This window comes from Streptomyces sp. SM10 (genome assembly GCF_002910915.1).
Taxonomy (GTDB): Bacteria; Actinomycetota; Actinomycetes; order Streptomycetales; family Streptomycetaceae; genus Streptomyces.
The window spans coordinates 25758-46653 of sequence record NZ_NEUF01000024.1 but is presented as its reverse complement, the minus strand read 5'-3'; the positions used below and the strand labels follow the sequence as shown (position 1 = coordinate 46653).

18 protein-coding genes are annotated in these 20896 nt (G+C 71.2%); 6 read left to right on the top strand and 12 right to left on the bottom strand.

Annotation, left to right across the window (positions count from 1 at the left end; all coding sequences use genetic code 11):
• Window positions 1–41 precede the first annotated feature (41 nt).
• From B9S57_RS01665 to B9S57_RS01650, 4 genes are read right to left on the bottom strand one after another with little or no spacing between them, the layout of a single operon-like run.
• On the bottom strand, window positions 42–1076 hold the full coding sequence (locus B9S57_RS01665; protein WP_103513742.1) for a LacI family DNA-binding transcriptional regulator: 1035 nt from the start codon (window positions 1074–1076) through the stop codon (window positions 42–44).
• Between the two features lie 42 nt (window positions 1077–1118).
• Complete coding sequence (locus B9S57_RS01660; protein WP_103513741.1) at window positions 1119–1976, bottom strand: carbohydrate ABC transporter permease; 858 nt, start codon at window positions 1974–1976, stop codon at window positions 1119–1121.
• Window positions 1973–2899, bottom strand: coding sequence for a carbohydrate ABC transporter permease (locus tag B9S57_RS01655; RefSeq protein WP_103513740.1), 927 nt, complete (start codon window positions 2897–2899; stop codon window positions 1973–1975). The genes B9S57_RS01660 and B9S57_RS01655 overlap by 4 nt, the downstream gene beginning before the upstream one ends.
• Window positions 2896–4209: an extracellular solute-binding protein gene (locus tag B9S57_RS01650; RefSeq protein ID WP_103513739.1), complete on the bottom strand. Its 1314-nt coding sequence runs from the start codon at window positions 4207–4209 to the stop codon at window positions 2896–2898. The genes B9S57_RS01655 and B9S57_RS01650 overlap by 4 nt, the downstream gene beginning before the upstream one ends.
• Window positions 4210–4398: 189 nt before the next feature.
• Between B9S57_RS01650 and B9S57_RS01645 the strand changes: the two genes are divergently transcribed.
• Entirely contained in the window at window positions 4399–6444 is a 2046-nt protein-coding gene (locus B9S57_RS01645; RefSeq protein WP_103513738.1) for a beta-galactosidase, read from the top strand.
• A 45-nt stretch (window positions 6445–6489) separates the two neighbouring features.
• Entirely contained in the window at window positions 6490–8049 is a 1560-nt protein-coding gene (locus B9S57_RS01640; protein ID WP_103513737.1) for an arabinogalactan endo-1,4-beta-galactosidase, read from the top strand.
• Window positions 8050–8226: 177 nt separating this feature from the next.
• Here the strand turns inward: B9S57_RS01640 and B9S57_RS01635 are convergent, their stop codons facing one another.
• Window positions 8227–9240 carry a VOC family protein gene (locus B9S57_RS01635; protein WP_103513736.1) on the bottom strand — a complete coding sequence of 338 codons (1014 nt, stop codon included), beginning with the start codon at window positions 9238–9240 and terminating at the stop codon, window positions 8227–8229.
• A gap of 60 nt (window positions 9241–9300) precedes the next feature.
• The gene (locus B9S57_RS01630) at window positions 9301–9873 is read right to left on the bottom strand and encodes a TetR/AcrR family transcriptional regulator (RefSeq protein WP_103513735.1); all 573 of its coding nucleotides are present in this window, start codon (window positions 9871–9873) and stop codon (window positions 9301–9303) included.
• Window positions 9874–9945: 72 nt separating this feature from the next.
• On the opposite strand from B9S57_RS01630, the gene B9S57_RS01625 reads away from it, so the two are divergent.
• Window positions 9946–10995 carry a zinc-binding dehydrogenase gene (locus tag B9S57_RS01625; RefSeq protein ID WP_103513734.1) on the top strand — a complete coding sequence of 350 codons (1050 nt, stop codon included), beginning with the start codon at window positions 9946–9948 and terminating at the stop codon, window positions 10993–10995.
• Window positions 10996–11085: 90 nt separating this feature from the next.
• On the opposite strand, the gene thpD is transcribed toward B9S57_RS01625, so the two are convergent.
• The 5 genes from thpD to B9S57_RS01600 form a co-directional block, all read right to left on the bottom strand.
• A complete protein-coding gene (gene thpD / locus B9S57_RS01620; RefSeq protein ID WP_103513733.1) occupies window positions 11086–11979 on the bottom strand; it encodes an ectoine hydroxylase in 894 nt (297 codons plus the stop codon).
• Window positions 11980–11983: 4 nt separating this feature from the next.
• Window positions 11984–12382: an ectoine synthase gene (locus tag B9S57_RS01615; protein ID WP_103513732.1), complete on the bottom strand. Its 399-nt coding sequence runs from the start codon at window positions 12380–12382 to the stop codon at window positions 11984–11986.
• Between the two features lie 62 nt (window positions 12383–12444).
• Window positions 12445–13707 (bottom strand): diaminobutyrate--2-oxoglutarate transaminase, encoded by a 1263-nt coding sequence (gene ectB / locus B9S57_RS01610; protein ID WP_103513731.1) that lies wholly within the window; start codon window positions 13705–13707, stop codon window positions 12445–12447.
• Between the two features lie 98 nt (window positions 13708–13805).
• A complete protein-coding gene (ectA, locus tag B9S57_RS01605; protein WP_258036170.1) occupies window positions 13806–14330 on the bottom strand; it encodes a diaminobutyrate acetyltransferase in 525 nt (174 codons plus the stop codon).
• Between the two features lie 337 nt (window positions 14331–14667).
• On the bottom strand, window positions 14668–15774 hold the full coding sequence (locus tag B9S57_RS01600) for an alanine--glyoxylate aminotransferase family protein (RefSeq protein ID WP_103513729.1): 1107 nt from the start codon (window positions 15772–15774) through the stop codon (window positions 14668–14670).
• Between the two features lie 103 nt (window positions 15775–15877).
• On the opposite strand from B9S57_RS01600, the gene B9S57_RS01595 reads away from it, so the two are divergent.
• A complete protein-coding gene (locus B9S57_RS01595) occupies window positions 15878–16984 on the top strand; it encodes an amidohydrolase family protein (protein WP_103513728.1) in 1107 nt (368 codons plus the stop codon).
• A gap of 318 nt (window positions 16985–17302) precedes the next feature.
• Window positions 17303–18400 (top strand): SCO1860 family LAETG-anchored protein, encoded by a 1098-nt coding sequence (locus B9S57_RS01590; RefSeq protein WP_103513727.1) that lies wholly within the window; start codon window positions 17303–17305, stop codon window positions 18398–18400.
• Window positions 18401–18499: 99 nt separating this feature from the next.
• Here B9S57_RS01590 and cobC read toward each other — a convergent pair whose 3' ends face one another.
• Entirely contained in the window at window positions 18500–20011 is a 1512-nt protein-coding gene (gene cobC / locus B9S57_RS01585) for an Rv2231c family pyridoxal phosphate-dependent protein CobC (protein ID WP_103513726.1), read from the bottom strand.
• Between the two features lie 161 nt (window positions 20012–20172).
• Between cobC and B9S57_RS01580 the strand changes: the two genes are divergently transcribed.
• A complete protein-coding gene (locus tag B9S57_RS01580; protein WP_103513725.1) occupies window positions 20173–20895 on the top strand; it encodes a ZIP family metal transporter in 723 nt (240 codons plus the stop codon).
• Window position 20896: the final 1 nt, after the last annotated feature.

Genomic DNA, 20896 nt, shown 5'->3' with positions numbered 1-20896 from the left:
GCCGACGGCCCCGGCCGCCCCGGGCCGAGACCCGCCGGCCCCTACGCCGACTCGCGGCGCACCAGCTCCGTGGGGAGGATGACCGCGGCCGGGTCCTCCCCGCCGATCTGCGCCAGGAGCACCCGCACCATCTCGGCGCTGATCCGGTCCCACGGCTGGCGGACCGTCGTCAGCTCGGGACGCGCGGCGAGCGCGGCGGGGGAGTCGTCGAACCCGCCGACCGCGACGTCCTGCGGCACCCTGCGCCCCGCCCGCTCCAGCGTGCTCAGCACCCCCTGCGCCATGAGGTCCGACGCGACGAACACCGCGTCCACGTCGGGCGCCCGCTCCAACAGCAGCGATGCCGCGGCCTCACCGCCGGCCCGGCTGTAGTCGCCCGGCACGATCAGGGACTCGTCGACGGGCAGCCCGCACTCGGTGAGCGTCTCGCGGTAGCCCGCCAGCCGGTCCACACCGCCCGGGGTGTCCAGCGGCCCGGTGACCGTGGCGATCCGGCGCCGCCCCGACTCGTGCAGGAAGCGCACCATGTCACGGGCGCCGTTGCGGTCGTCCGCCGCCACGTAGCTGACGCGGGACCCCTGACCGAGCGGCTTCCCGCAGGCCACCAGCGGGACGCCGGCCTCGTACAGCTGCGCGGCGACCGGGTCGCCTGAGTGGCTGGAGACCAGCAGCACCCCGTCCACGTGCCCGGCGATGTAGCGCATGTTGCGACGGCGCTCCGCCTCCGTGCCTGCGATCATCAGCAGCAGCGGGATGTCGTGCGCGGCGAGCGCGGTGGTGCAGCCGCGCAGCAGCACGTTGAAGTTCGGGTCCTCGAAGAAGCGCTCCTGCGGCTCGGTCAGCAGGAACGCCACCGAGTCTGAGCGCCCGGTGATCAGGGACCGGGCGTGCCGGTTCACGGTGTACCCGGTCCTGCGGATGGCGGACTGAACCGCGTCGAGTGCGGCCGGGCTGACGTTGTGACCGCCGTTGAGCACCCGCGAGACCGTGCCCCGGGAGACCCCGGCCTCCCGGGCGACGTCGTGGATCGTCGGCGGCCTGCGGCGTCCCGCGCCGTTCTGTTCTGTGCGGCTCATGGTGCTCGATCTTTCATGAAGAGACGCCCTGTTGAGGAGCAGTCAGGACTTTACGGCGCCGGAGAGCAGGTCGAGGCTCCAGAACCGCTGGATCACGAGGAACAGGACGATCAGCGGGATGATCGCCAGCAGCGCGCCGGCGATGACCAGCGTGTAGAGCGCCGGGGTGGTCGCCCCCTGCTGGAGCAGCGTGTAGAGCCCCAGGGTCACCGGGAACTTCTCGTCGTCGCCGAGCATGATGTAGGGCAGCAGGAAGTTGTTCCAGACCGCCACGAACTGGAACAGGAACACCGTCACCAGTCCCGGCAGCATCATCGGCAGCGCGATGGTCCGGAAGATCCGCCACTCGCCGCCGCCGTCCATCCGCCCCGCCTCGATCACGTCGGCCGGCACCGCGGCCGACGCGTAGATCCGGGCGAGGTAGACGCCGTACGGGGAGAGGATCAACGGCAGCAGCACCGAGAGGTAGGAGTCGGTCATGTCGGCCTCGGCCAGCAGCAGGTACTGCGGCACGGCGAGGATCACCGGGGGCATCAGAACCCCGGCGAGCAGGATGTTGAAGACCGTCTCCTTCCCCCGGAAGCGGTACACGGCCAGCGCGTACCCCGAGACCGCCGACACCGCGGTCGACAGCAGGGCGCCCACCCCCGCGTAGAAGGCCGAGTTGGCCATCCACCTCCAGTACACCCCGTCGCGGTACTCCGTGAGGTCGGCGAGGTTGTCCGCGAAGCCGGAGCCGGGCAGGAAGGTGAAGGTGGAGAACAGCTCGCCGCCGGACTTCGTCGACGCGACCAGGACCCACAGGACGGGCAGCAGGCAGTACACGGCGCCGAGCAGCAGCGCGGCCGTCGGGACGAGCGGGAGGCGTCGGCGGCCGGCGGCGAGGGGCTGGGTGCTCATCGGGAATCTCCCTGCTTCGTACGGGAGTTGGCTGCCTTGAGGAAGCCGAAGGACAGGAGGAGGGTGACCAGGGCGATGATGACCGCCTGGGCGGACGCCGCGTGGATGTCGTTGTTGACGAAGGCGTCCTGGTAGACCTTCATCAGCGGACTCCAGGTGGTGGAGAGGGAGTTGGTCAGCGGCTTCAGGGTGGTGGGCTCGCTGAAGACCTGGAGCGTCGCGATGATCGAGAAGAAGAAGGTCAGGATCAGCGACGGCGCCACCATCGGGATCTTGATCCGCAGCGCGATCTGGAGCTGCGAGCAGCCGTCGAGCCGCGCGGCCTCGAAGATCTCGGCGGGGATCGCCCGCAGCGAGGTGTAGATCACGATCATGTTGAAGCCGGTGCCGCCCCAGACCGCGATGTTCGCCAACGAGAGGTACAGCGGTCCGCCGTCCAGCAGATCGGGCTCCGGGAGCCCCATCGCGTCGAGCACGTACAGGAAGGGACTGACGTCGGGCAGGTAGAGGAAGCCCCACATCAGCGCGGCGATGACGCCCGGGATCGCGTACGGCAGGAAGATCGCCAGCCTGGTGAAGCCGCGCACCCGGAGCCCGTCGGTGTCCAGGAGCAGGGCGAAGAGCAGGGCGAGGCCGAGCATCACCGGGACGACGATCGCGCCGTAGCCGAGGATGCGCAGCGCCCCGTGGAGCAGCTCCGGGTCGGAGAGCGCGTCGGTGTAGTTGGCGAGGCCGGCCCAGATCTCCTCCCGGGCGCCCTTGCCGAGCCCGAGCCCCTTGACCTCGGTCCGGCGGAAGCTGAGGTGGACGGCGTAGCCGATGGGCAGGGCGAAGAAGAGCAGGAACAGGACGGTGGCGGGGATCAGGAAGACGTACGGGGCGCTCCTGACCCCGGACGCCTTCCCGCGGGGTGCGCGTGTCACTCGGAGACCCCGAAGCCCTGCTTCTTCAGGTCCGCGACAGTGGCGTCCTGCATCGCCGTCAGTGCGGCACCGAAGTCGGACCTGTTCTTGGCGGCGGTCGCGAAGTTGTCCTTGAAGGCGCTGTACGCGACGTTGACGTTCGGTCCCCAGGCGGCCGGGGCGGTGCCCTGGGCGATCTTGGCGGCCTCGGTGTAGAAGGCGGGCTGGTCGGAGAAGTAGTCCGGCGCCTTCGCGAGCGCGCCACCGGTCTGGGCGGCGGTCGCGGCGGGGTAGATGCCGCTCTCCTTCACCAGAGCGGCGAGCGCCGCCGGGTCCGTGTTCAGCCACTTCGCGAAGGTGGCGGCCGCCTTCTTGTTCTTGGAGTCGTTGGTGACGGCCGTGGAGGAGCCGCCCCAGCTGCCGGTGACGTTCTCACCCGCGGTCCACTGCGGGAGCGGGGCCATCGCCCACTTGCCCTTGGTGTCGGGCGCGGCGGTGGTCAGGGTCCCGGGGGCCCAGACCGCGCTGACCCAGGCGACCTGCTTGCCGGTGTTGAGAGCCTTGTTCCAGGCGGGGGTGTACATCGGCTGGTTGTCGATGGCGCCCTCCTTGACGAGGCCGCCCCAGAAGTCCGCGACCTTCCGCGTCGCCGGGTCGTCGATGGCGACCTTCCACTTGTCGCCGCCGGCCGTCCACCACTGCGCGCCCGCCTGCTGGGCGAGGCCCGCGAAGAGACCCGAGTCGTTCGAGGAGAAGGTGGTGAGGTCCTTGTCCGGCGCCTTCTTCTTCAGCGCGCGGGCGGTCCCGGCGAACTCGTCCCAGGTCGTCGGCACCGTGAGGCCGTACTGCTCGAAGAGGTCCTGGCGGTAGTAGAACATCAGCGGGCCCGAGTCCTGCGGCAGGGCGTACAGGGCGTCCGAACCGAGCGTGGCCTGCTGCCAGATGCCCTCGGCGAAGTCGCCCTTCGCGTCCCCCGCCTCCTCGGATATGTCCGCGAGGACGTCGTTGGAGACGAGGGTGGGGAGCGCCTGGTACTCGGCCTGGACCAGGTCGGGGGCCTTGTGCGCCTTCGCCGCCGTGATGATCTTGGTGACGAGGTCGTCGCCCGACGCCTGCTTCTTCACCGTGACGGTGATGCCGGCCTCCCTGCCCGGCCCCTTGTTCCAGATGTCCGCGACCTTGTCCAGGCCGGGCGCCCACGCCCAGTACGTGAGCGAGGCCGGTCCCGAGGCGGCCGGCTCGTCGCCGCCGTCGTCCGAGCCGCACCCCGAGAGCAGGGCGGTGGCGGCGAGAGCGGCGGCGGTGGTCACCGCGACGGTGCGGTATTTCATGGTTTCTCCCCTGACGAGACCGGCGAGCGCCTCGGCGAGGTGGCCGAGAGAGGCGCTGTGAGCGTTCACAGTAGAGAAACGAAACCGACACTTGTCAATGGTTGTTGCTGTGCGGTTATGTTGGCCATGCGCCGCCGAGAGTGTGTGTGCACGTTCCCAGAAAATGTCCCGAAGAGCCAGGAGCTGTCCATGCCGTACTCAGAATCCGCTCCGTACCCGGTGGGCCTGCACAGGCTGGCCTTCGGCGGCGACTACAACCCCGAGCAGTGGCCCGAGGAGGTCTGGCACGAGGACGTGCGCCTGATGCGGGAAGCCGGTGTGACCATGGTCAGCGTCGGGATCTTCTCCTGGGCACTACTGGAACCCGAGCCGGGCGCCTACGACTTCGGCTGGCTCGACCGGCTCCTGGACCTGCTGCACGTCAACGGCATCCGCGCCGACCTCGGCACCCCCACGGTCGCCCCGCCCGCCTGGTTCTACCGCGCCCACCCCGAGGCCCTGCCCGTCAGCCGGGACGGGGTCCGGTACGCCTTCGGCTCACGCGGCGCCCTCTGCCACAGCTCGGCCGCCTACCGCGCGGCGGCCGCCGGCATCACCGAGCAGCTCGCCCGGCGCTACGCGAACCACCCCGCCCTCGCGATGTGGCACGTCCACAACGAGTACGGCGTCCCGGTCAGCGCCTGCTACTGCGACAGCTGCGGCGCACACTTCCGCCGCTGGCTCACCGCCCGGCACGGCTCGGCCGAGGCGGTCAACGAGGCCTGGGGCACCGCCTTCTGGGGGCAGCGCTACCGGAGCCTGGAGGACATCGACCCGCCCCGCACGACCCCGACCGTCGGCAACCCCGCCCAGCAGCTCGACTACGCCCGCTTCGCCGACGCCACCATGCGGGAGAACTTCACCGCCGAACGCGACATCCTGCACCGCCTCGCCCCTGGCGTCCCCGTCACCACCAACTTCATGACCGCCCTCAGCCAGTGCGAGTCCGTCGACTACTGGGCCTGGGGCCGCGAGGTCGACCTCGTCACCAACGACCACTACCTGATCACCGACGGGCGGCGCACCCACGTCAACCTCGCCATGGCCGCCGACCTCACCCGCTCCGTCGCGGGCGGCGCTCCCTGGCTGCTGCTGGAGCACTCCACCAGCGGCGTCAACTGGCAGCCCCGCAACCCCGCCAAGCGCCCCGGCGAGATGGCCCGCAACAGCCTCGCCCATGTCGCCCGCGGCTCCGAGGGCGCGATGTTCTTCCAGTGGCGCCAGTCCCGGCGCGGTGCCGAGAAGTTCCACTCCGCGATGGTTCCGCACGCCGGCACCGACTCCCGGATCTGGCGCGAGGTGAGCGCGCTCGGCGCCGGCCTCGGCCGGCTGGAGGAGATCCGGTCCACCCGGACCGTCGCCGACGTGGCGATGGTCTGGGACTGGGAGTCCTGGTGGGCACAGCGCCTGGAGTGGCGCCCGAGCCAGGAGCACGACGCCCGTGAGCGCGCCGACACCTTCTACGCCTCGCTCTACGACCGCCACCTCACCGTCGACTTCGCCCACCCCGCCGCCGACCTCTCCGCCTACCCCCTCGTCGTCGTCCCCGCCCTCTACCTCGCCACCGAGGAGACCGGCCGCAACCTGCGCCGCTACGTCGAACAGGGCGGCACCCTCGTCGTCTCGTACTTCTCCGGCATCGTCGACACCGACGACGCCGTGCACCCCGGGGCCTACCCGGGAGCGCTCCGGGACGTGCTCGGGCTGACGGTGGAGGAGTTCGCCCCGCTCGGTGAGGGCGGCTCCGTCCGCCTGATCACCCCCGAGGGCGCCCCCGAAGGGCCCGAGCTGACCGGTGACCTCTGGTCGGACGTCGTGATCCCGCTCGGAGCCGAGACGCTCTGGTCGTACGCCGACGGCATCCCGGCCGGCCGCCCCGCCGTCACCCGCAACAGGCTCGGCGAAGGCACCGCCTGGTACGTCTCCACCCGGCTGTCCGGACCCGACCTGGACGCGGTCCTGGACCGCGCCGCCGCCGACGCCCGGATCGACCCCCGCACCGACCTGCCCTACGACGTCGAGGTCGTACGCCGCACCGGGGAGACCGGCAGCTACCTCTTCGTCATCAACCACAGCGATGCCGACGCCGGGGTGGCGCTGGACGCCCCCGGCACCGAACTCCTCACCGGCGAGCCCGCCGCGGACAAACTCGCCGTTCCGGCGGGCGCGGTCCGCGTCGTACGGCTCGACGGCTGAGGCGCCCGCACGTTCCCCCGCACCACGGTCGAAGGGACATCGACGATGTACGGAACGACGCACACCCGCGCGAAGGCGGCCGGGGCGGTGGCCGCGCTCTCCGGCCTCGTGTTCGCCGCGCTCCCCGCGCAGGCCGCCCACGCGGCCACCGCACCCGTCAACACCGGCTTCGAGTCCGGCGCCACCGGCTGGTCGACGTACTCGGCCGGCGGGCAGGACGCCGCCTCCTTCACCGAGGCGGGCGGTCACGGCGGCAGCACCCGGCTCAGCCACTGGTCGGCCTCGGCGTACAAGGTCGAGACCTTCCAGTACCTGAGCGGCCTCACCGACGGCACGTACACCCTCAGCGCCTGGGTCCGCTCGGGCGGCGGCCAGAACTCCGCCTACCTGGCCCTGCGCAACTGCGGCGCCGCCGAACAGCGCACCGACCTGCCGCCCACCGCCGACGGCGCCTGGGTCAGGCTCGTCACCTCCGTCAAGGTGACCGGCGGTGCGTGCACGATCAGCCTCAACTCCGACGCGCACGCGGGGGAGTGGGCCAACTTCGACGACATCGCCTTCACCCCCGGCGCCACCGGGCTGAGCATCAGGGGCGGCGACCTCTCCACCCTCCCGAAGAACGAGGCGCACGGGGCCACGTACAGCAATGCGAGCGGCACGGCCGGGGACGCGATGAGCATCCTCAAGAGCTCCGGGATGAACTACGTACGCCTGAAGGTGTGGGTGAACCCCGCCGACGGCTACAACGACAAGGCCCACGTCCTCGCGATGGCCAAGCGCGCCAAGGCCCTCGGCATGAAGACCCTCATCGACTTCCACTACTCCGACGCCTGGGCCGACCCCGGCAAGCAGAACAAGCCCGCCGCGTGGTCCGGACACGGCTACAGCCGGCTGCGGACCGACGTCTACAACCACACCCACGACGTGCTGAACGCCCTCAAGGCCCAGGGCACCACGGCCGACATGGTGCAGATCGGCAACGAGATCAACGGCGGCATGCTCTGGCCGGAGGGCTCCACCGGCAACTGGTCCCAGCTGGCCGGCCTCATCACGTCCGGAGCGAATGCCGCGAAGGCGGTCTCCTCCAGCACGAAGGTGGCCCTGCACCTCGCCGAGGGCGGCGACAACGAGGGCACCCGCTGGTGGTTCGACAACGCGGTGGCCCAGAAGGTGCCCTTCGACGTCATCGCCCTCTCCTACTACGGCTACTGGCACGGCTCGCTGTCGGAGCTCCAGACCAACCTCGACGCCGCCGCCTCCCGCTACGGCAAGCCGGTGATGGTCGCCGAAACGGCCTACGCCCACACCCTCGCGAACGGCGACGGACTGGAGAACAACGTCGCCACCGCCGACCAGCTCGTCAGCGGCTACCCGGCGACACCGGCCGGGCAGGCGGCGAACCTCCGGGACGTCATGAACGTCGTCGAGGCCGTCCCGAACGGCCGGGGCCTGGGCGCCGTCTACTGGGAGCCCGCCTGGACCGCCGCCACCGGCAGCGGCTGGGACCCGGCCGACCCGGCGTCGGGCAACGCGTGGGAGAACCAGGCTGTCTTCGACTGCAACGGCAAGCTGCTGCCGGCGGCCGCCTGGTTCTCGCACCGGTAGGCGGCCCGGCGGTCCGGACCGCACACGTCGGTCCGGACCGCCGCAGCGGAAGAGGGGTCAGACGGGGCGGGGACCCTCGACGTTGGCCACCACCCTCCGGAGCACCTTCAGCGCGGCCACGTACTCCGCGTCGCTGATCCCCCGGCCGGAGGCCCCGGCGGCCCAGGCTCCGGTGGCTCACCGCTCCAGCGGCGCGCCGTGCCACCTCCACGAGGTGACGCGGTCGCGGCCCGGCAGATCCGCGCGGCCGGTGGACCACAGCAGGACGGTCCACCGGTCCTCGTCGTCCGGGGCGTCGGGGAACAGCCGGGCCAGCACGCGGTCGCAGAGGTCCCGGGGCGGGGTCCAGGAGAGCGACAGCCCGGTGGCCACGTCGTGGAGGTGCACCAGGGTCTCGACGACACCCATCGCGGCGAAGCCCTCCGGGTCGGAGACGCCGTACGAGTGGTACGAACGGAGATCGGGGGAGGCCGTACGCACCATCGCGGTCAGCAGCGCGCCGCTCGCCTCCAGCGTCCGGAGCAGGCCGGCGGTCCCCGCCTCGGGGTTCGCGAAGATCGAGTTCGAGGGGCCGCCCTCGCGGTCCGGGGCCCAGCGGTAGGGGACCTCGGTCTCCAGGGAGGGCTTGCGCGGGCCGAGCTGGACGGCGTATGCGAAGAGGTCGTCGCTCAGATGCTCCACGGTCTCCCAGCAGTCCCACGTCAACGACCCTGCGGGGACACGCCAGTTGTCCACCGGGGACGCCGTGAGGGTGTCTACCGCGAGCCGTACCGCCAGCGTCACGTCGTCGGCGGTGATCGGCAGCCGTGTGCCGGTCAGCGCCGCGCGTTCGGCGGCCCCGCACTCCACGCAGAACTCGTTGCCCTCCGGATCGGCCAGCGTCGCCCAGCCCCGGCCGTTCGGCTTGCGGTGGTCCGCGACCAGCGTGGCGCCCAGGGCGAGCAGCCGCTCGACCTCCTCGTCGCGGGTACGGCGCTCGGGGCGGATGTCCAGATGGATCCGGTTCTTGCCGCTCTTGGGTTCCGGCACCGTGATGAAGAGCAGCGCGGCGCCCGGTGCCTCCACGAGTGCCTCGGGATCGCCGGGCGCGTCGTCGTCGGAGACCGGCGAGCCGAGCACCTCGGCCCAGAAGAGGGCCAGTTCGTAGGCGTCGGCGCAGTCGATGGTGATGTGCTGTACGAGCGAAGTCATGGGCGCCACTGTCTCCGCTGATCCGCGCCGGGTCCAGCGAGTTGTACGGTCCGGTGGCCCCTACGGGCGGGTCAGGGCCGCCCGCACCAGGGATCGTGCCAGCTCGATGCCGCACGGGAGGGTGGCGAGCGGGAGGGGCTGCGTGGCGAGGGCGCCCTCGTGCAGCACGAGGAGCTGGGTGGCCAGTGCGCCGGGGGCCGAGCAGCCCCCAGCGGTGGCGAGGTCCTCGAACAGGTTCACGAGCCAACGCTTCTGGTCCGCGGCGATGACGTACGCGGGATGGGAGGCGTCCGGGAGCTCGGCCAGGGCGTTGATGAACGCGCATCCGCGGGCGTTGGTCCCGCTCCAGACCCGCAGCGCCTCGAAGGGGGCGGTGACGGCCTCGACCGGGTCCTCGCAGGCGTCGACGGTGGCGCGGACGAGCGACTGCCAGCGCCGGTCGCGTTCCGCGAGGTAGGCCGCCACGAGCCGGTCCTTCGAGCCGAACTGGTTGTACAGGGTCCGCTTGGTCACCCCCGAGCGCTCGGCGATCAGATCCACGCCGACCGCCGTGATGCCGCGGCTGTAGAACAGCTCCTCGGCGGCCGCGACGATGCGCTTGCCTGCCGGCGTCAGGGGGCGTGCGTCCTGCATCAGCATTCCTTCACCGATCGGTGTACCGTCGAGTGTGTTCACAGATCAGTATACCTAGCAGGAGGTCGAGCGATGGACGTGCCCGGAACCATGCGCGCAGTGCGGATCGCGAAGCACGGAGGGCCGGAGGTCCTCCAGCCGGCAGAGGTCGCCGTGCCCGTGCTGCCGGCGGGAGAGGTGCTGGTCAGGGTCGCCGCGGTGGCGCTGAACAACACCGACCTGTGGACCCGTGAGGGTGCCTACGGCCGGCCGGGAGACCCGGAGGCGCTGTCCGGCTGGCGAGGCCCGCTCGACTTTCCGCGCATCCAGGGCGCCGACGTGGCCGGCCGGGTGGTGGCCGTCGGTTCCGGCGCGGACGAGAGCCTCGTCGGCCGCCGGGTGGTCGTCGACCCGGCGATCTACGACTCGGAAGGACCGGACGCGAACCCGGTGGGCCTGATGGGGAGCGAACGCGACGGCGGTTACGCGGAGTACGTCACCGCGCCCGCCGGGCGTGTGCACGACGTGACGGACTCCCCGCTCACCGACGACCAGCTCGCGACGCTGCCGACCGCCTACGGTACGGCGCTGGGCATGATCGAGCGGGGCAGGCTGGGCACGGGCGAGACCGTCCTGGTCTCGGGGGCGTCCGGGGGCGTGGGCCTCGCGCTGATTCAGATCGCCCGGGCCCGCGGTGCGAAGGTGCTCGCCGTCAGCAGCGGATCCAAGATCGACGCGGTGCGTGAGGCGGGCGCCCACGAGGTCCTCGACCGGGCACGGGACGTCGCCGAGCAGATCCGGGCCGTCGCCCCGGAGGGCGTGGACGTCGCACTGGACGTCGTCGCCGGGGACCTGGTGGGCTCGGTGCTGCCGCTGCTGCGCGAGGGCGGCCGGTGGGTCGTCGCCGGTGCACTCGGCGGGTACGAGGTGGCGTTCGACGTGCGCCGGCTCTATCTGCACAACGCACAGGTGATCGGCTCCGCGATGCACACGCCCACGCACTTCGGCCTCCTCATGGACCTGGCCCGGCAGGGCACGATCCAGCCCGTCATCGCCGCGACGTACCCCCTGGAGCAGGCCGCCCGGGCGCAGGAGGCGCTCGCCCGCAGGGGCCACGTCGGAAAGATCGTCATGCACCCGTGAGGAGAGAACGTCCATGGCGAGGCACAGGACGAGGACGAGGACGGGGCGGGACGCGTGCTGCGTCCCGCCCCGTCCGGCCGTCCTGCGTCCCTACTTCACCGGAGTGAAGTCGCGTGCCCCGATGAAGTCGGGCCGGCGGATCGGAGCCGCGAAGGGCTCCTGCGCCTCGTTGTCCACGCTGTTGAAGACGATGAAGACGTTGCTGCGCGCGTACGGGGTGATGTTGTCCCCCGAGCCGTGCATGCAGTTGCAGTCGAACCAGGTCGCCGAACCGGCCGCGCCCGTGAAGAGCTTGATGCCGTGCCGGTCGGCCATCTTCGTCAGCGCCTCGTCGGACGGGGTGCCGGCGTCCTGCATCTGCAGGGACCGCTTGTAGTTGTCCTTCGGCGTCTCGCCCGCACAGCCGAGGAACGACTTGTGCGAACCGGGCATGATCATCAGCCCGCCGTTGGTGTCGTAGTTCTCGGTCAGGGCGATCGAGACAGACACGGTCCGCATGTTCGGCAGACCGTCCTCGGCGTGCCAGGTCTCGAAGTCCGAGTGCCAGTAGAAGCCCGAGGCACCGAAGCCCGGCTTGACGTTGATCCTTGACTGGTGGACGTACACGTCGGAGCCGAGGATCTGGCGGGCGCGGCCCACCACACGCTCGTCGCGGACCAGGTTCGCGAAGATCTCGCTGAGCTTGTGCACCTCGAAGACGGACCGCACGCTCTGCGACTTCGGCTCGATGATCGAGCGCTCGTCGGCGCGGACCAGCGGGTCGGCGATCAGCCGGTCCAGCTCGGACCGGTAGACGGCCACCTCGTCAGGCGTGACGAGCTGGTCGACCGTGAGGAAGCCGTTCTCCTCGAAGCCCTGGAGTTCCTTGGCGGTGACCGGCCCGGGCGCGCCCGGCGCGGACCAGATGACCGGGTCCTGGCGGGGAGTGGTCATCTCGGCGGCGCCGCGCGAGGGGTACAGATCGGTGCGTACATCGGTGGTCATGGGTTCAGCCCTCCTCTGTCAGCAGCGGGTAGACACCGTTCTCGTCATGGTCCTCCCGCCCGGTGACGGGAGGATTGAAGACGCACACGCAGCGGAAGTCGGTCTTGGGCCGCAGCGTGTGGTGCTCGTGCCCGTTCAACAGGTACATCGTCCCGGGGGAGATCCAGTGCGTCTCGCCGGTCTCGTCGTTGGTGAGCTCGGCCTCGCCCTCGGTGCACAGAACGGCCTCGATGTGGTTGGCGTACCACATCGACGTCTCCGTGCCCGCGTACAGCACGGTCTCGTGGAGCGAGAAGCCCACCTTCTCCTTGGCGAGCACGATGCGCTTGCTCTCCCAGGTACCTGAAGCGGACTTGATATGCCGGTCGGTGTTCTCGATGTCACTGAAAGATCGGACGATCACGGTGGGATGGTGCCTTTCTCTTCTGTCCTGCTCAGTTGTGCCTGCGCGGGGGTGTGCCCCGCTCAGGCGGTCTCGCGGACGGAACGGGCCAGCGTGCGCAGGCCCTCGTCCAGCTCTTCGGGGGTGACGGTCAGCGGCGGAAGCAGCTTCACGACCTCGGACTGCGGGCCGGAGGTCTCCAGCAGCAGGCCCAGCTCGAAGGCGCGCTTGCAGACCGCGGACGCGCGCTCGGGGTCGGTGAACTCCAGGCCCCAGACCAGGCCGCGGCCGCGGAACTGCGCGGTGTCCTCCTCGCCGCAGATCGCCAGCAGGGTCTGCTCGACCTGCTCGCCGCGGGCGAGGGTCTGCTTCTCCATCTGGCCGTCGGCCCAGTAGGCGTCGAGCGTGGCCGCGGCGGTGACGAAGGCCGGGTTGTTGCCGCGGAAGGTTCCGTTGTGCTCGCCCGGCTCCCAGACGTCCAGCTCGCCCTTGAAGAGGCAGAGCGACATCGGCAGGCCGTAGCCGCTGATGGACTTCGACAGCGTCACGATGTCCGGGACGATGCCGGCCTCCTCGAAGGAGAAGAAGCCGCCGGTACGGCCGCAGCCCATCTGGATGTCGTCGACGATCAGGAGCATGTCCTGGCGGTGGCACAGGTCCTGGAGCGCGCGGAGCCACTCGGCGCGGGCGACGTTGATGCCGCCCTCACCCTGCACGGTCTCCACGATCACGGCGGCGGGCTTGTTCAGCCCGGACCCCTGGTCCTCCAGGAGCCGCTCGAACCAGAGGAAGTCGGGCACCTGGCCGTCGAAGTAGTTGTCGAACGGCATCGGGGTGCCGTGCACCAGCGGGATGCCGGCGCCGGCGCGCTTGAAGGCGTTGCCGGTCACGGCGAGCGAACCGAGCGACATGCCGTGGAAGGCGTTGGTGAACGAGACGACGGACTCGCGGCCCTTGACCTTGCGGGCGAGCTTCAGCGCCGACTCGACGGCGTTCGTGCCCGTCGGGCCGGGGAACATCACCTTGTAGGGCAGGTCACGGGGGCGCAGGATCACGTTCTCGAAGGTCTCGAGGAACGCCCGCTTCGCGGTCGTGGCCATGTCCAGGCCGTGGGTGATGCCGTCGCGCTCGATGTAGTCGATCAGCGCGCGTTTCAGCACCGGGTTGTTGTGTCCGTAGTTGAGGGATCCGGCGCCGGCGAAGAAGTCCAGGTACGAGTGGCCGTCCTCGTCCGTGAGCCGGGCGCCCTGCGCGCGGTCGAACACCGCGGGCCAGCTACGGCAGTAGCTGCGCACTTCGGACTCAAGGCTCTCGAAGACACTCAGGGCGGGCGGGGTGATGGTCACAGCGAATCTCCTGCTCGAGGGGGGGGTGTGACAAGCGGCGGGTCAGGCATGCCCCGAGGATCCGCGCCCGGGCGGGGCGCGGAGGGGCGATGGAGGCCCTAGAACGGACCGATGCGGTACAGCACCTCCGGCAGGTGCGTTCCCTCGGGGAACAGCGACCCGTCGAAGAGCACCTCGCGCTCCAGCGGCGCGTCGTGCCGCTGGGCGAAGGAGGTGAACAGCCGGTCGGAGGCGGTGTTGTCCGGGGTGATGGTCGTCTCGACCGATGCCAGCCCCTGGTCGGAGGCGACACGCGTGGTCAGCGCGTCCAGCAGCGTGGCCGCCAGTCCCTTGCCACGGTGGGACCGGTCCACGGCCACCTGCCAGACGACCAGCGTCTCGGGGCGGTCGGGGCGGATGTACCCGGTCACGAAGGCGACCGGGTCGCCGTTCTCGTCGCGGGCGACCACGGAGGTCGCCGCGAAGTCACGGCACCACAGCAGGTAGCTGTACGAGGAGTTGAGGTCCAGGACCTCGGAGTCGCGGGCAATGCGCCAGATCGCAGCTCCGTCCTCCACTCGCGGGGCGTCGATCCTGATGAATTCGCTTCGGGCACTTGCAAAATCTGCTGGTGCGGCGGTCATGTGAATTGAATTTACCTAGTGAAAATCAAAATTGCATCGTCAGAAGGGGTTGGGTGAACGGGCTCCATGTGTTATCACGCGGGCGCGGGCCGACCCCGATGGGATGAAGGATTCAACCATTTTGTCCCGAATTAATCGCCCAAATGGGTGACGCTGTGGAGTCGGTCACAAGGTTGTAACCTTCGCGATACCCACTCGGATTGCACGGAACGCACCCGTTGGAACTGCTGTGTTTAGGAAATGGATGAGCGGGAAGAAGAATGCGGGGAGCTGCTCACGGAAAAGCAGCTCCCCTTTTTTGTCCCCAGAATTGGCTTCCGGTGCGGCCGAAATGCATTCAGTTGCTCGGCCAGGTTTCGGCCACGGCTGCCCGGGCAGCATCGGGATCGGCGTCCCGCCCCGCGTCCGCCAGTGCGCCGCCCAGGGCCGTCAGGGACGCCAGCACCGCGTCCCGCGTCGCGTCCGCGCCGTAGTGGTTGACCCGGACCATCTCCTTGGAGAGGGCCCCACCGCCCGCGATCAGCGGCAGTGAGGGGTCGGCCGCCAGCGCCCGCTCGACCAGCGCCGTGGCGTCCACCCCCGCCGGTGTGCGCAGCGTCGTGGCCACCGGGGCCGCGTCACGGGTGTCGTGGACGTACGGCACCAGCCCGCCCCCGAGCGCCGTGGCGCCCGCCCGGGTCGCCGCCGCCGCCGACGCGTGCCGCGCCATGACGCGGTCCGGGCCGTCCGCCTCGATCCGCTCCAGGCACGCGTCGAGCGCCAGCATCTCCAGCTGCGCGGGCGCGTGCGGCAGCGCCCTGCGGCCCCCGTCGATCCAGCGGGCCTTCCAGTCGAGCAGCGAGAGGTACGACTGGCGGGGGGCCCGCGGGTTGGCTGCCATCCGCTCCCACGCCCGGGCACTCACCGACACCGCGGACACCCCGGCCGGGCCGCCCATGGCCTTCTGCGCGCCGATGACGCACAGGTCCACGCCCCAGGCGTCCACCAGCAGCGGCTCCGCACCCACGGACGCCACGGCGTCCACCATGAACAGCGCGCCGTGCGCCCGGACCACCTCGCCGATCTCGCCGACCGGATTGGTGTTCCCGGTCGCGGCCTCGGCGTGCACCAGCGACACGAAGTCGATCTCCGGGTGCTCCGCGAGCGCCCGCCCGACCTGCTCGGCGGTGACCGCGGTGTGGAAGGGGACCGCGAGGTCGACGACCTCGGCGCCGCAGTCGCGCAGCCAGTTCCCGAAGGTCTGTCCGTAGGGCCCGGTGACGACGTTCAGCGCGGTCGAGCCCGGCCGGGCGCCGCCCCGGATGCAGCCTTCGAGGGGCAGCAGCGCCTCTCCCTGCATGATGACGACGTCCTGCTCGGTGTGGAGGAGGGCGGCCACCCGCCGCTCGATCGCCGCGAAACGTGCGGCGGTGAGCGGGGCGAGGTCGAGGAACGGGTGCGTCACGGTGGTGCTCTCTTCGGGTCGGCCGGTGCGCGGTCAGCGCCTGCGTCGAGGGTACCCAGCACCACCCGGCCCCCTGGGTGGGCCGCCTCGTACAGTGCTGTCCATGAGTGATCACGAGGTGGCACCGGTACTGAGGATCAAGGGGCGGGTGCTCGTCGGACCCGACGCCGACGAGGTGAGGGACGGGCTCTGGGCCGTCGACGGGCGCATCACCTACGAGCGGCCGCCGGGCGCGGACGGCGCCGTGACGCTCACCGGCTGGGTGCTCCCCGGTCTCGTCGACGCGCACTGCCACGTCGGTCTCGGTCACCAGGGCCCCGTGGACGCCGCGACCAGCGAGAAGCAGGCCCTCACCGACCGGGAGGCGGGCACCCTGCTCATCCGGGACGCCGGATCGCCCTCCGACACCCGGTGGGTGGACGACCGGGAGGACCTGCCGAAGATCATCAGGGCGGGCCGGCACATCGCCAGGACCCGTCGCTACATCCGCAACTTCGCCCATGAGATCGAGCCCGGCGACCTCGTCGCCTACGTCGCCCGCGAAGCGCGCCGCGGCGACGGCTGGGTGAAGCTCGTCGGGGACTGGATCGACCGGGACGCCGGGGACCTGAGCGCCTGCTGGCCCCGCGCCGAGGTCGAGGCCGCGATCACCGAGGCGCACCGGCTGGGCGCCCGGGTCACCGCACACTGCTTCGCCGAGGCCGCACTGCGGGACCTGGTGGAGGCGGGGATCGACTGCATCGAGCATGCGACCGGACTGACGGAGGAGACCATTCCGCTCTTCGCGGAGCACGGCGTGGCGATCGTCCCGACGCTCGTCAACATCGCCACCTTCCCCGACCTCGCGGCCGGTGGTGAGGCCAGGTACCCCCGCTGGTCCGCCCACATGCGCCGGCTCCACGAGCGCCGGTACGAGACCGTGCGCGCGGCCTACGACGCGGGGATCCCGGTCTTCACCGGCACGGACGCGGGAGGATCGCTGGCCCACGGCCTGATCGCCGACGAGGTCGCCGAGCTGGTGAAGGCCGGCATCCCGCCTCTCGACGCGCTCTCCGCGACGGCCTGGGGCGCGCGGCGGTGGCTCGGCCGGCCGGTGCTCGAGGAGGGGGCCCCGGCCGACCTGGTGGTCTACGACGAGGACCCGAGGGCGGACGTACGGGTGCTGTCGTCCCCGCGGCGGGTGGTGCTCAACGGGCGGGTGATGGGCTGATCCCTGCTGGCCTCGGAACGGGCGCTGTGTTGACCGGCGGTGACCACGGGCCCCGCCTCTCGTTGGAACCTGTCGGTCCGGTGTGCCGCACCGGTGCGGGGGTCCCTGGCACGGTGAAACGGGTGAATCCTAGGAACTCCTGTGCCGGTGGATTCGAATGTGCACGCGGAAACCCCTCTTTGGAGTGAACTGGCTTTAGGGATCCGCCAGTTCACTCTCTGTGCGTAAAGATTCACGGAGTCGAGGCCACCGGTGCCCGCGATGTCCCCCATTGGACGGCGCCGGCGGCTCCATGTCTCTTGTGGGGGTTCCACCATCTTGAACAGCAACACCTTCCGTCTGGCCGCTCTGTCGATCGCTGCCGCACCCGTCGCCCTGCTCGTCGCCGTCCCCGCGCACGCAGCCACCGCGACGAGCCCGGCCACCCCGGCCGGCGGCCACGGAAAGGCGAGCGCGGTCGTCCTCCGCGCCGGGCTCGACGTCTCGCTCCTGAACAAGTCGGTCCAGGTGCCGCTCAAGGCCACGCTCAACGAGGTGCACGCTCCGGCGAGCGCCGGGAAGACCGCGCTCAGCGTGGAGCTCGACGGCGCCGAGAAGGGCCGCCCCGTCCACGTGCTGAAGGCCGATGTCGCCACGGCGGACGCCACCGTGGACGCCCGTAAGGCGGAGGGATACACGAATCTCGCCGCGGCGCGGGTGCACGTCCCGGGGCTGCCGCTGCTCTCGCTGATCGAGGTGGAGAAGGTCACCTCAAAGGCGGTGTGCGAGGTGGGCCACAAGCCGGTCGCGGAGTCGAACGTACTGGGGCACGTGTCCGTGCTCGGCAAGAGGATCCGGCTCACGTCGGGCGGTACGACGAGGGTCGAGGTCCCGGGTGTCGGCGAGGTGACGCTCGACCTGTCGAAGACCGTGACGACCTCGCGGACGGCTGCGGCGACGGCTCTGCAACTGCGTGTCTCCGTGAACCCGCTGAAGCTGAACGTCGCCGAGGTGGAGGGCGAGATCACGCTGGCCGAAGCCACGTGCGAGACGCCCCGGCGCGGCGGTGGCTCCGGGGGCGGGGGCTCGGACGACGGTGGTGCGGAGAACGGGGGGTCCGGGGACGGGGGATCGGAGGACGGCGGCTCGGGTGGCTCCGGGGACGGTGGCTCCTCCGGTGACGGCGGATCGACCGGCGGCGACAACGGTCCCGGCGACACGGGCGGCAGCGGTGACGCGGGGGACACGGGCGGCACGGAGAAGCCGGTGGACGTGAAGCCGCAGACCGGCACCGACCCGGTCCAGGCCTCCGGCACCGGGGACCTCGCCGAGACCGGATCCAGCTCGTCGACCCCGTACATCGCGGGTGGCGCGGCCGTGCTCCTGGCCGCAGGCGCCGGCGCCACGGTCATCGCCCGCAGGCACGCCCGGGGCTGATCAACACCCTCGGTGGGCGGTGCCCGTGTGTGGGAGCGCTGCTCTCGCGGTGAGCGGCGCCCGCACCCTGGAGCACCGCTCACCGCCCCCGGGGAGCCGTCAGCCGGCGGCTCTCCGGGGCAGCCCTTGCAGGGCCAGGTCGAGCGCCTGCAGGAACCGGTTGGTCGTCACCCGGTCGCGTACGGCGAGCCGCAGCCACTCGCTGCCCAGTCCGGGAAACGTGTCCCCGCGCCGTGCCGCGAAACCGCGCGAGCGCAGGAGGTGGCGTACCTCGTCCGCCCGTTCCAGCCGCAGCAGCACGAACGGCCCGGCGGCCGGATCCACCACCCGCACCTCGCTGAACTCCGCGAGTCCGGCCAGCAGATGTGCCCGGTCCACGGCGATCTGGTCCGCCGCGTCCGCCGCCTCGACCAGTGCGCGCGGCTCCATGCACGCCTCCGCAGCCGCCAGCGCGGGGGAGGAGACAGGCCACAGGGGCTGTGCCTCCTGCAGCAGGGCCACCGTCGCCGGATCGGCCAGCACGTAGCCGATCCGCAGACCCGCCAGCCCCCAGGTCTTGGTCAGGCTCCGCAGGACGACGAGCCCGGGAAGGTCCTGGCGGTCGCACAGCGCCTCACGCTCGCCCGGCACGGCGTCCATGAATGCCTCGTCGACCACCAGAGTCCGTCCGGGGCGAGCCAGTTGCTCCAGCACCCCCGCGGGATGGAGCACGGACGTCGGGTTGGTCGGATTGCCGACCACCACCAGGTCCGCCTCCCCGGGAACCGCCGAGGGATCCAGCCGGAAGCCGTCCTCCGGACGTAGCACCACCCGTCCCACCTCGTGCCCGGCCGCACGCAGGGCCGCCTCCGGTTCCGTGAACTGCGGGTGCACGACGACCGGCCTGCGGGCGGGCAGCGCCCGCGCGATCAGTACGAACGCCTCGGCGGCGCCCGCCGTGAGCAGCACGCGCTCCTCGGGCAGCCCGTGCCGTCCGGCGACCGCCGTTCGCGCGGGCCGGCCGTCCGGATAGGCGGCCAGCGAGCCCAGCGACGCTGCTATCCGCTCCCGCAGCCACTCCGGCGGGGTGTTGGTCCGTACGTTCACGGCGAGATCGGTCAGGTCCAGGCCGCGTACTTCCTCGTCGCCGTGGTGCCGCAGATCGGGCCCGGCGCTCTCGATGTGCTTCGTGGGGGGCAGCATGGCAGCCATGGTGGACGGCCCGGCGCCATTCGTCGATGCCGGATTCCCGGCCGGTCGCTCCCGGCGGGCCACCGCGCAGGTCGCCGAGGCCGACTTCCGCTTGGGTACCAGCAGTTCACCGGCGTCCACGAGCGCCGCGGCCTCCGCCACGGACCGGGTGCCCACCGCCGCACGAGGAGCCCTCGACGGATGGGGCACAGGGACCTCCGCCAGAGCCGCGGCCGGGTACGACCGCAGGGGAACCCCCAGGCGTACGGCGGCACCGGCGATCCCGGGCTCGTCCGCCCTGGTGTCGAGCGTGGCCAGTTCGGTCAGGTCGCCGGCCTCCGGGCCGGCCTCCTCCAGCGTCCTGAGGACCAGCCCGAGCACCTCCTCGACCGGGACGCCCCGACGGGCGCCGACACCGACGACGAGCGCGGCTCGGGTCATGGGAGGAGGTCCTTTCTGGACATGGGCAGGGACACGGGCATGGACACCGGCAAGGGGCGCAGGCAGGGACACGATCAGGGCACCGGCAAGGCCGCCCGGACGGACACGGGTAAGGGAGCCCTGAGGTGCGGGAGGAGGGGTGGATCCGCTAGCAAGGGCCCATGGCGGTATTCGTCGCGCTCGGCGCGTTCCTGATGACCCTGGCGGGCGGCTGGGTCGCGCAGCGCGTCAGCGACCGCCGTCACCTCGTGCTCGGCTTCGCCGGCGGACTGATGCTCGGCGTCGTCGGTCTCGACCTGCTGCCCGAGGCGGTGGAGGCCGCGGGCGGAGTCGTCTTCGGCGTCCCGGCCGCCCTGCTGTTGTTCGTGGGCGGCTTCCTGACGGCGCATCTCGTCGAGCGTTCACTCGCCGTACGCCAGGCGGCTCACGGGGCGGGCGAGGAGCGGGTGCCGCAGGTGGGGCTGACGGCGGCGGCCGCGATGGTGGGCCACAGCCTGATGGACGGCATCGCGCTCGGCGCCGCGTTCCAGATCGGCGGAGGCATGGGAGCCGCCGTGGCGCTCGCCGTCATCACCCACGACTTCGCCGACGGATTCAACACGTACACGATCACCAGCCTCTACGGGAACGCCCGGCGCAAGGCGCTCCTGATGCTCTACGCGGACGCCCTCGCACCGATCGTGGGCGCGGCGACCACCCTGCTGTTCACCCTTCCGGAGGAACTGCTCGGCTGCTATCTCGGCTTCTTCGGAGGCGCGCTCCTCTACCTTGCCGCGGCCGAGATCCTTCCCGAGGCGCACCACGACCACCCGGCCCGCTCCACACTCCTGTGCACCGTCGCGGGGGTGGGCTTCATCTGGCTGGTGGTCGGCATCGCGGAGTGAC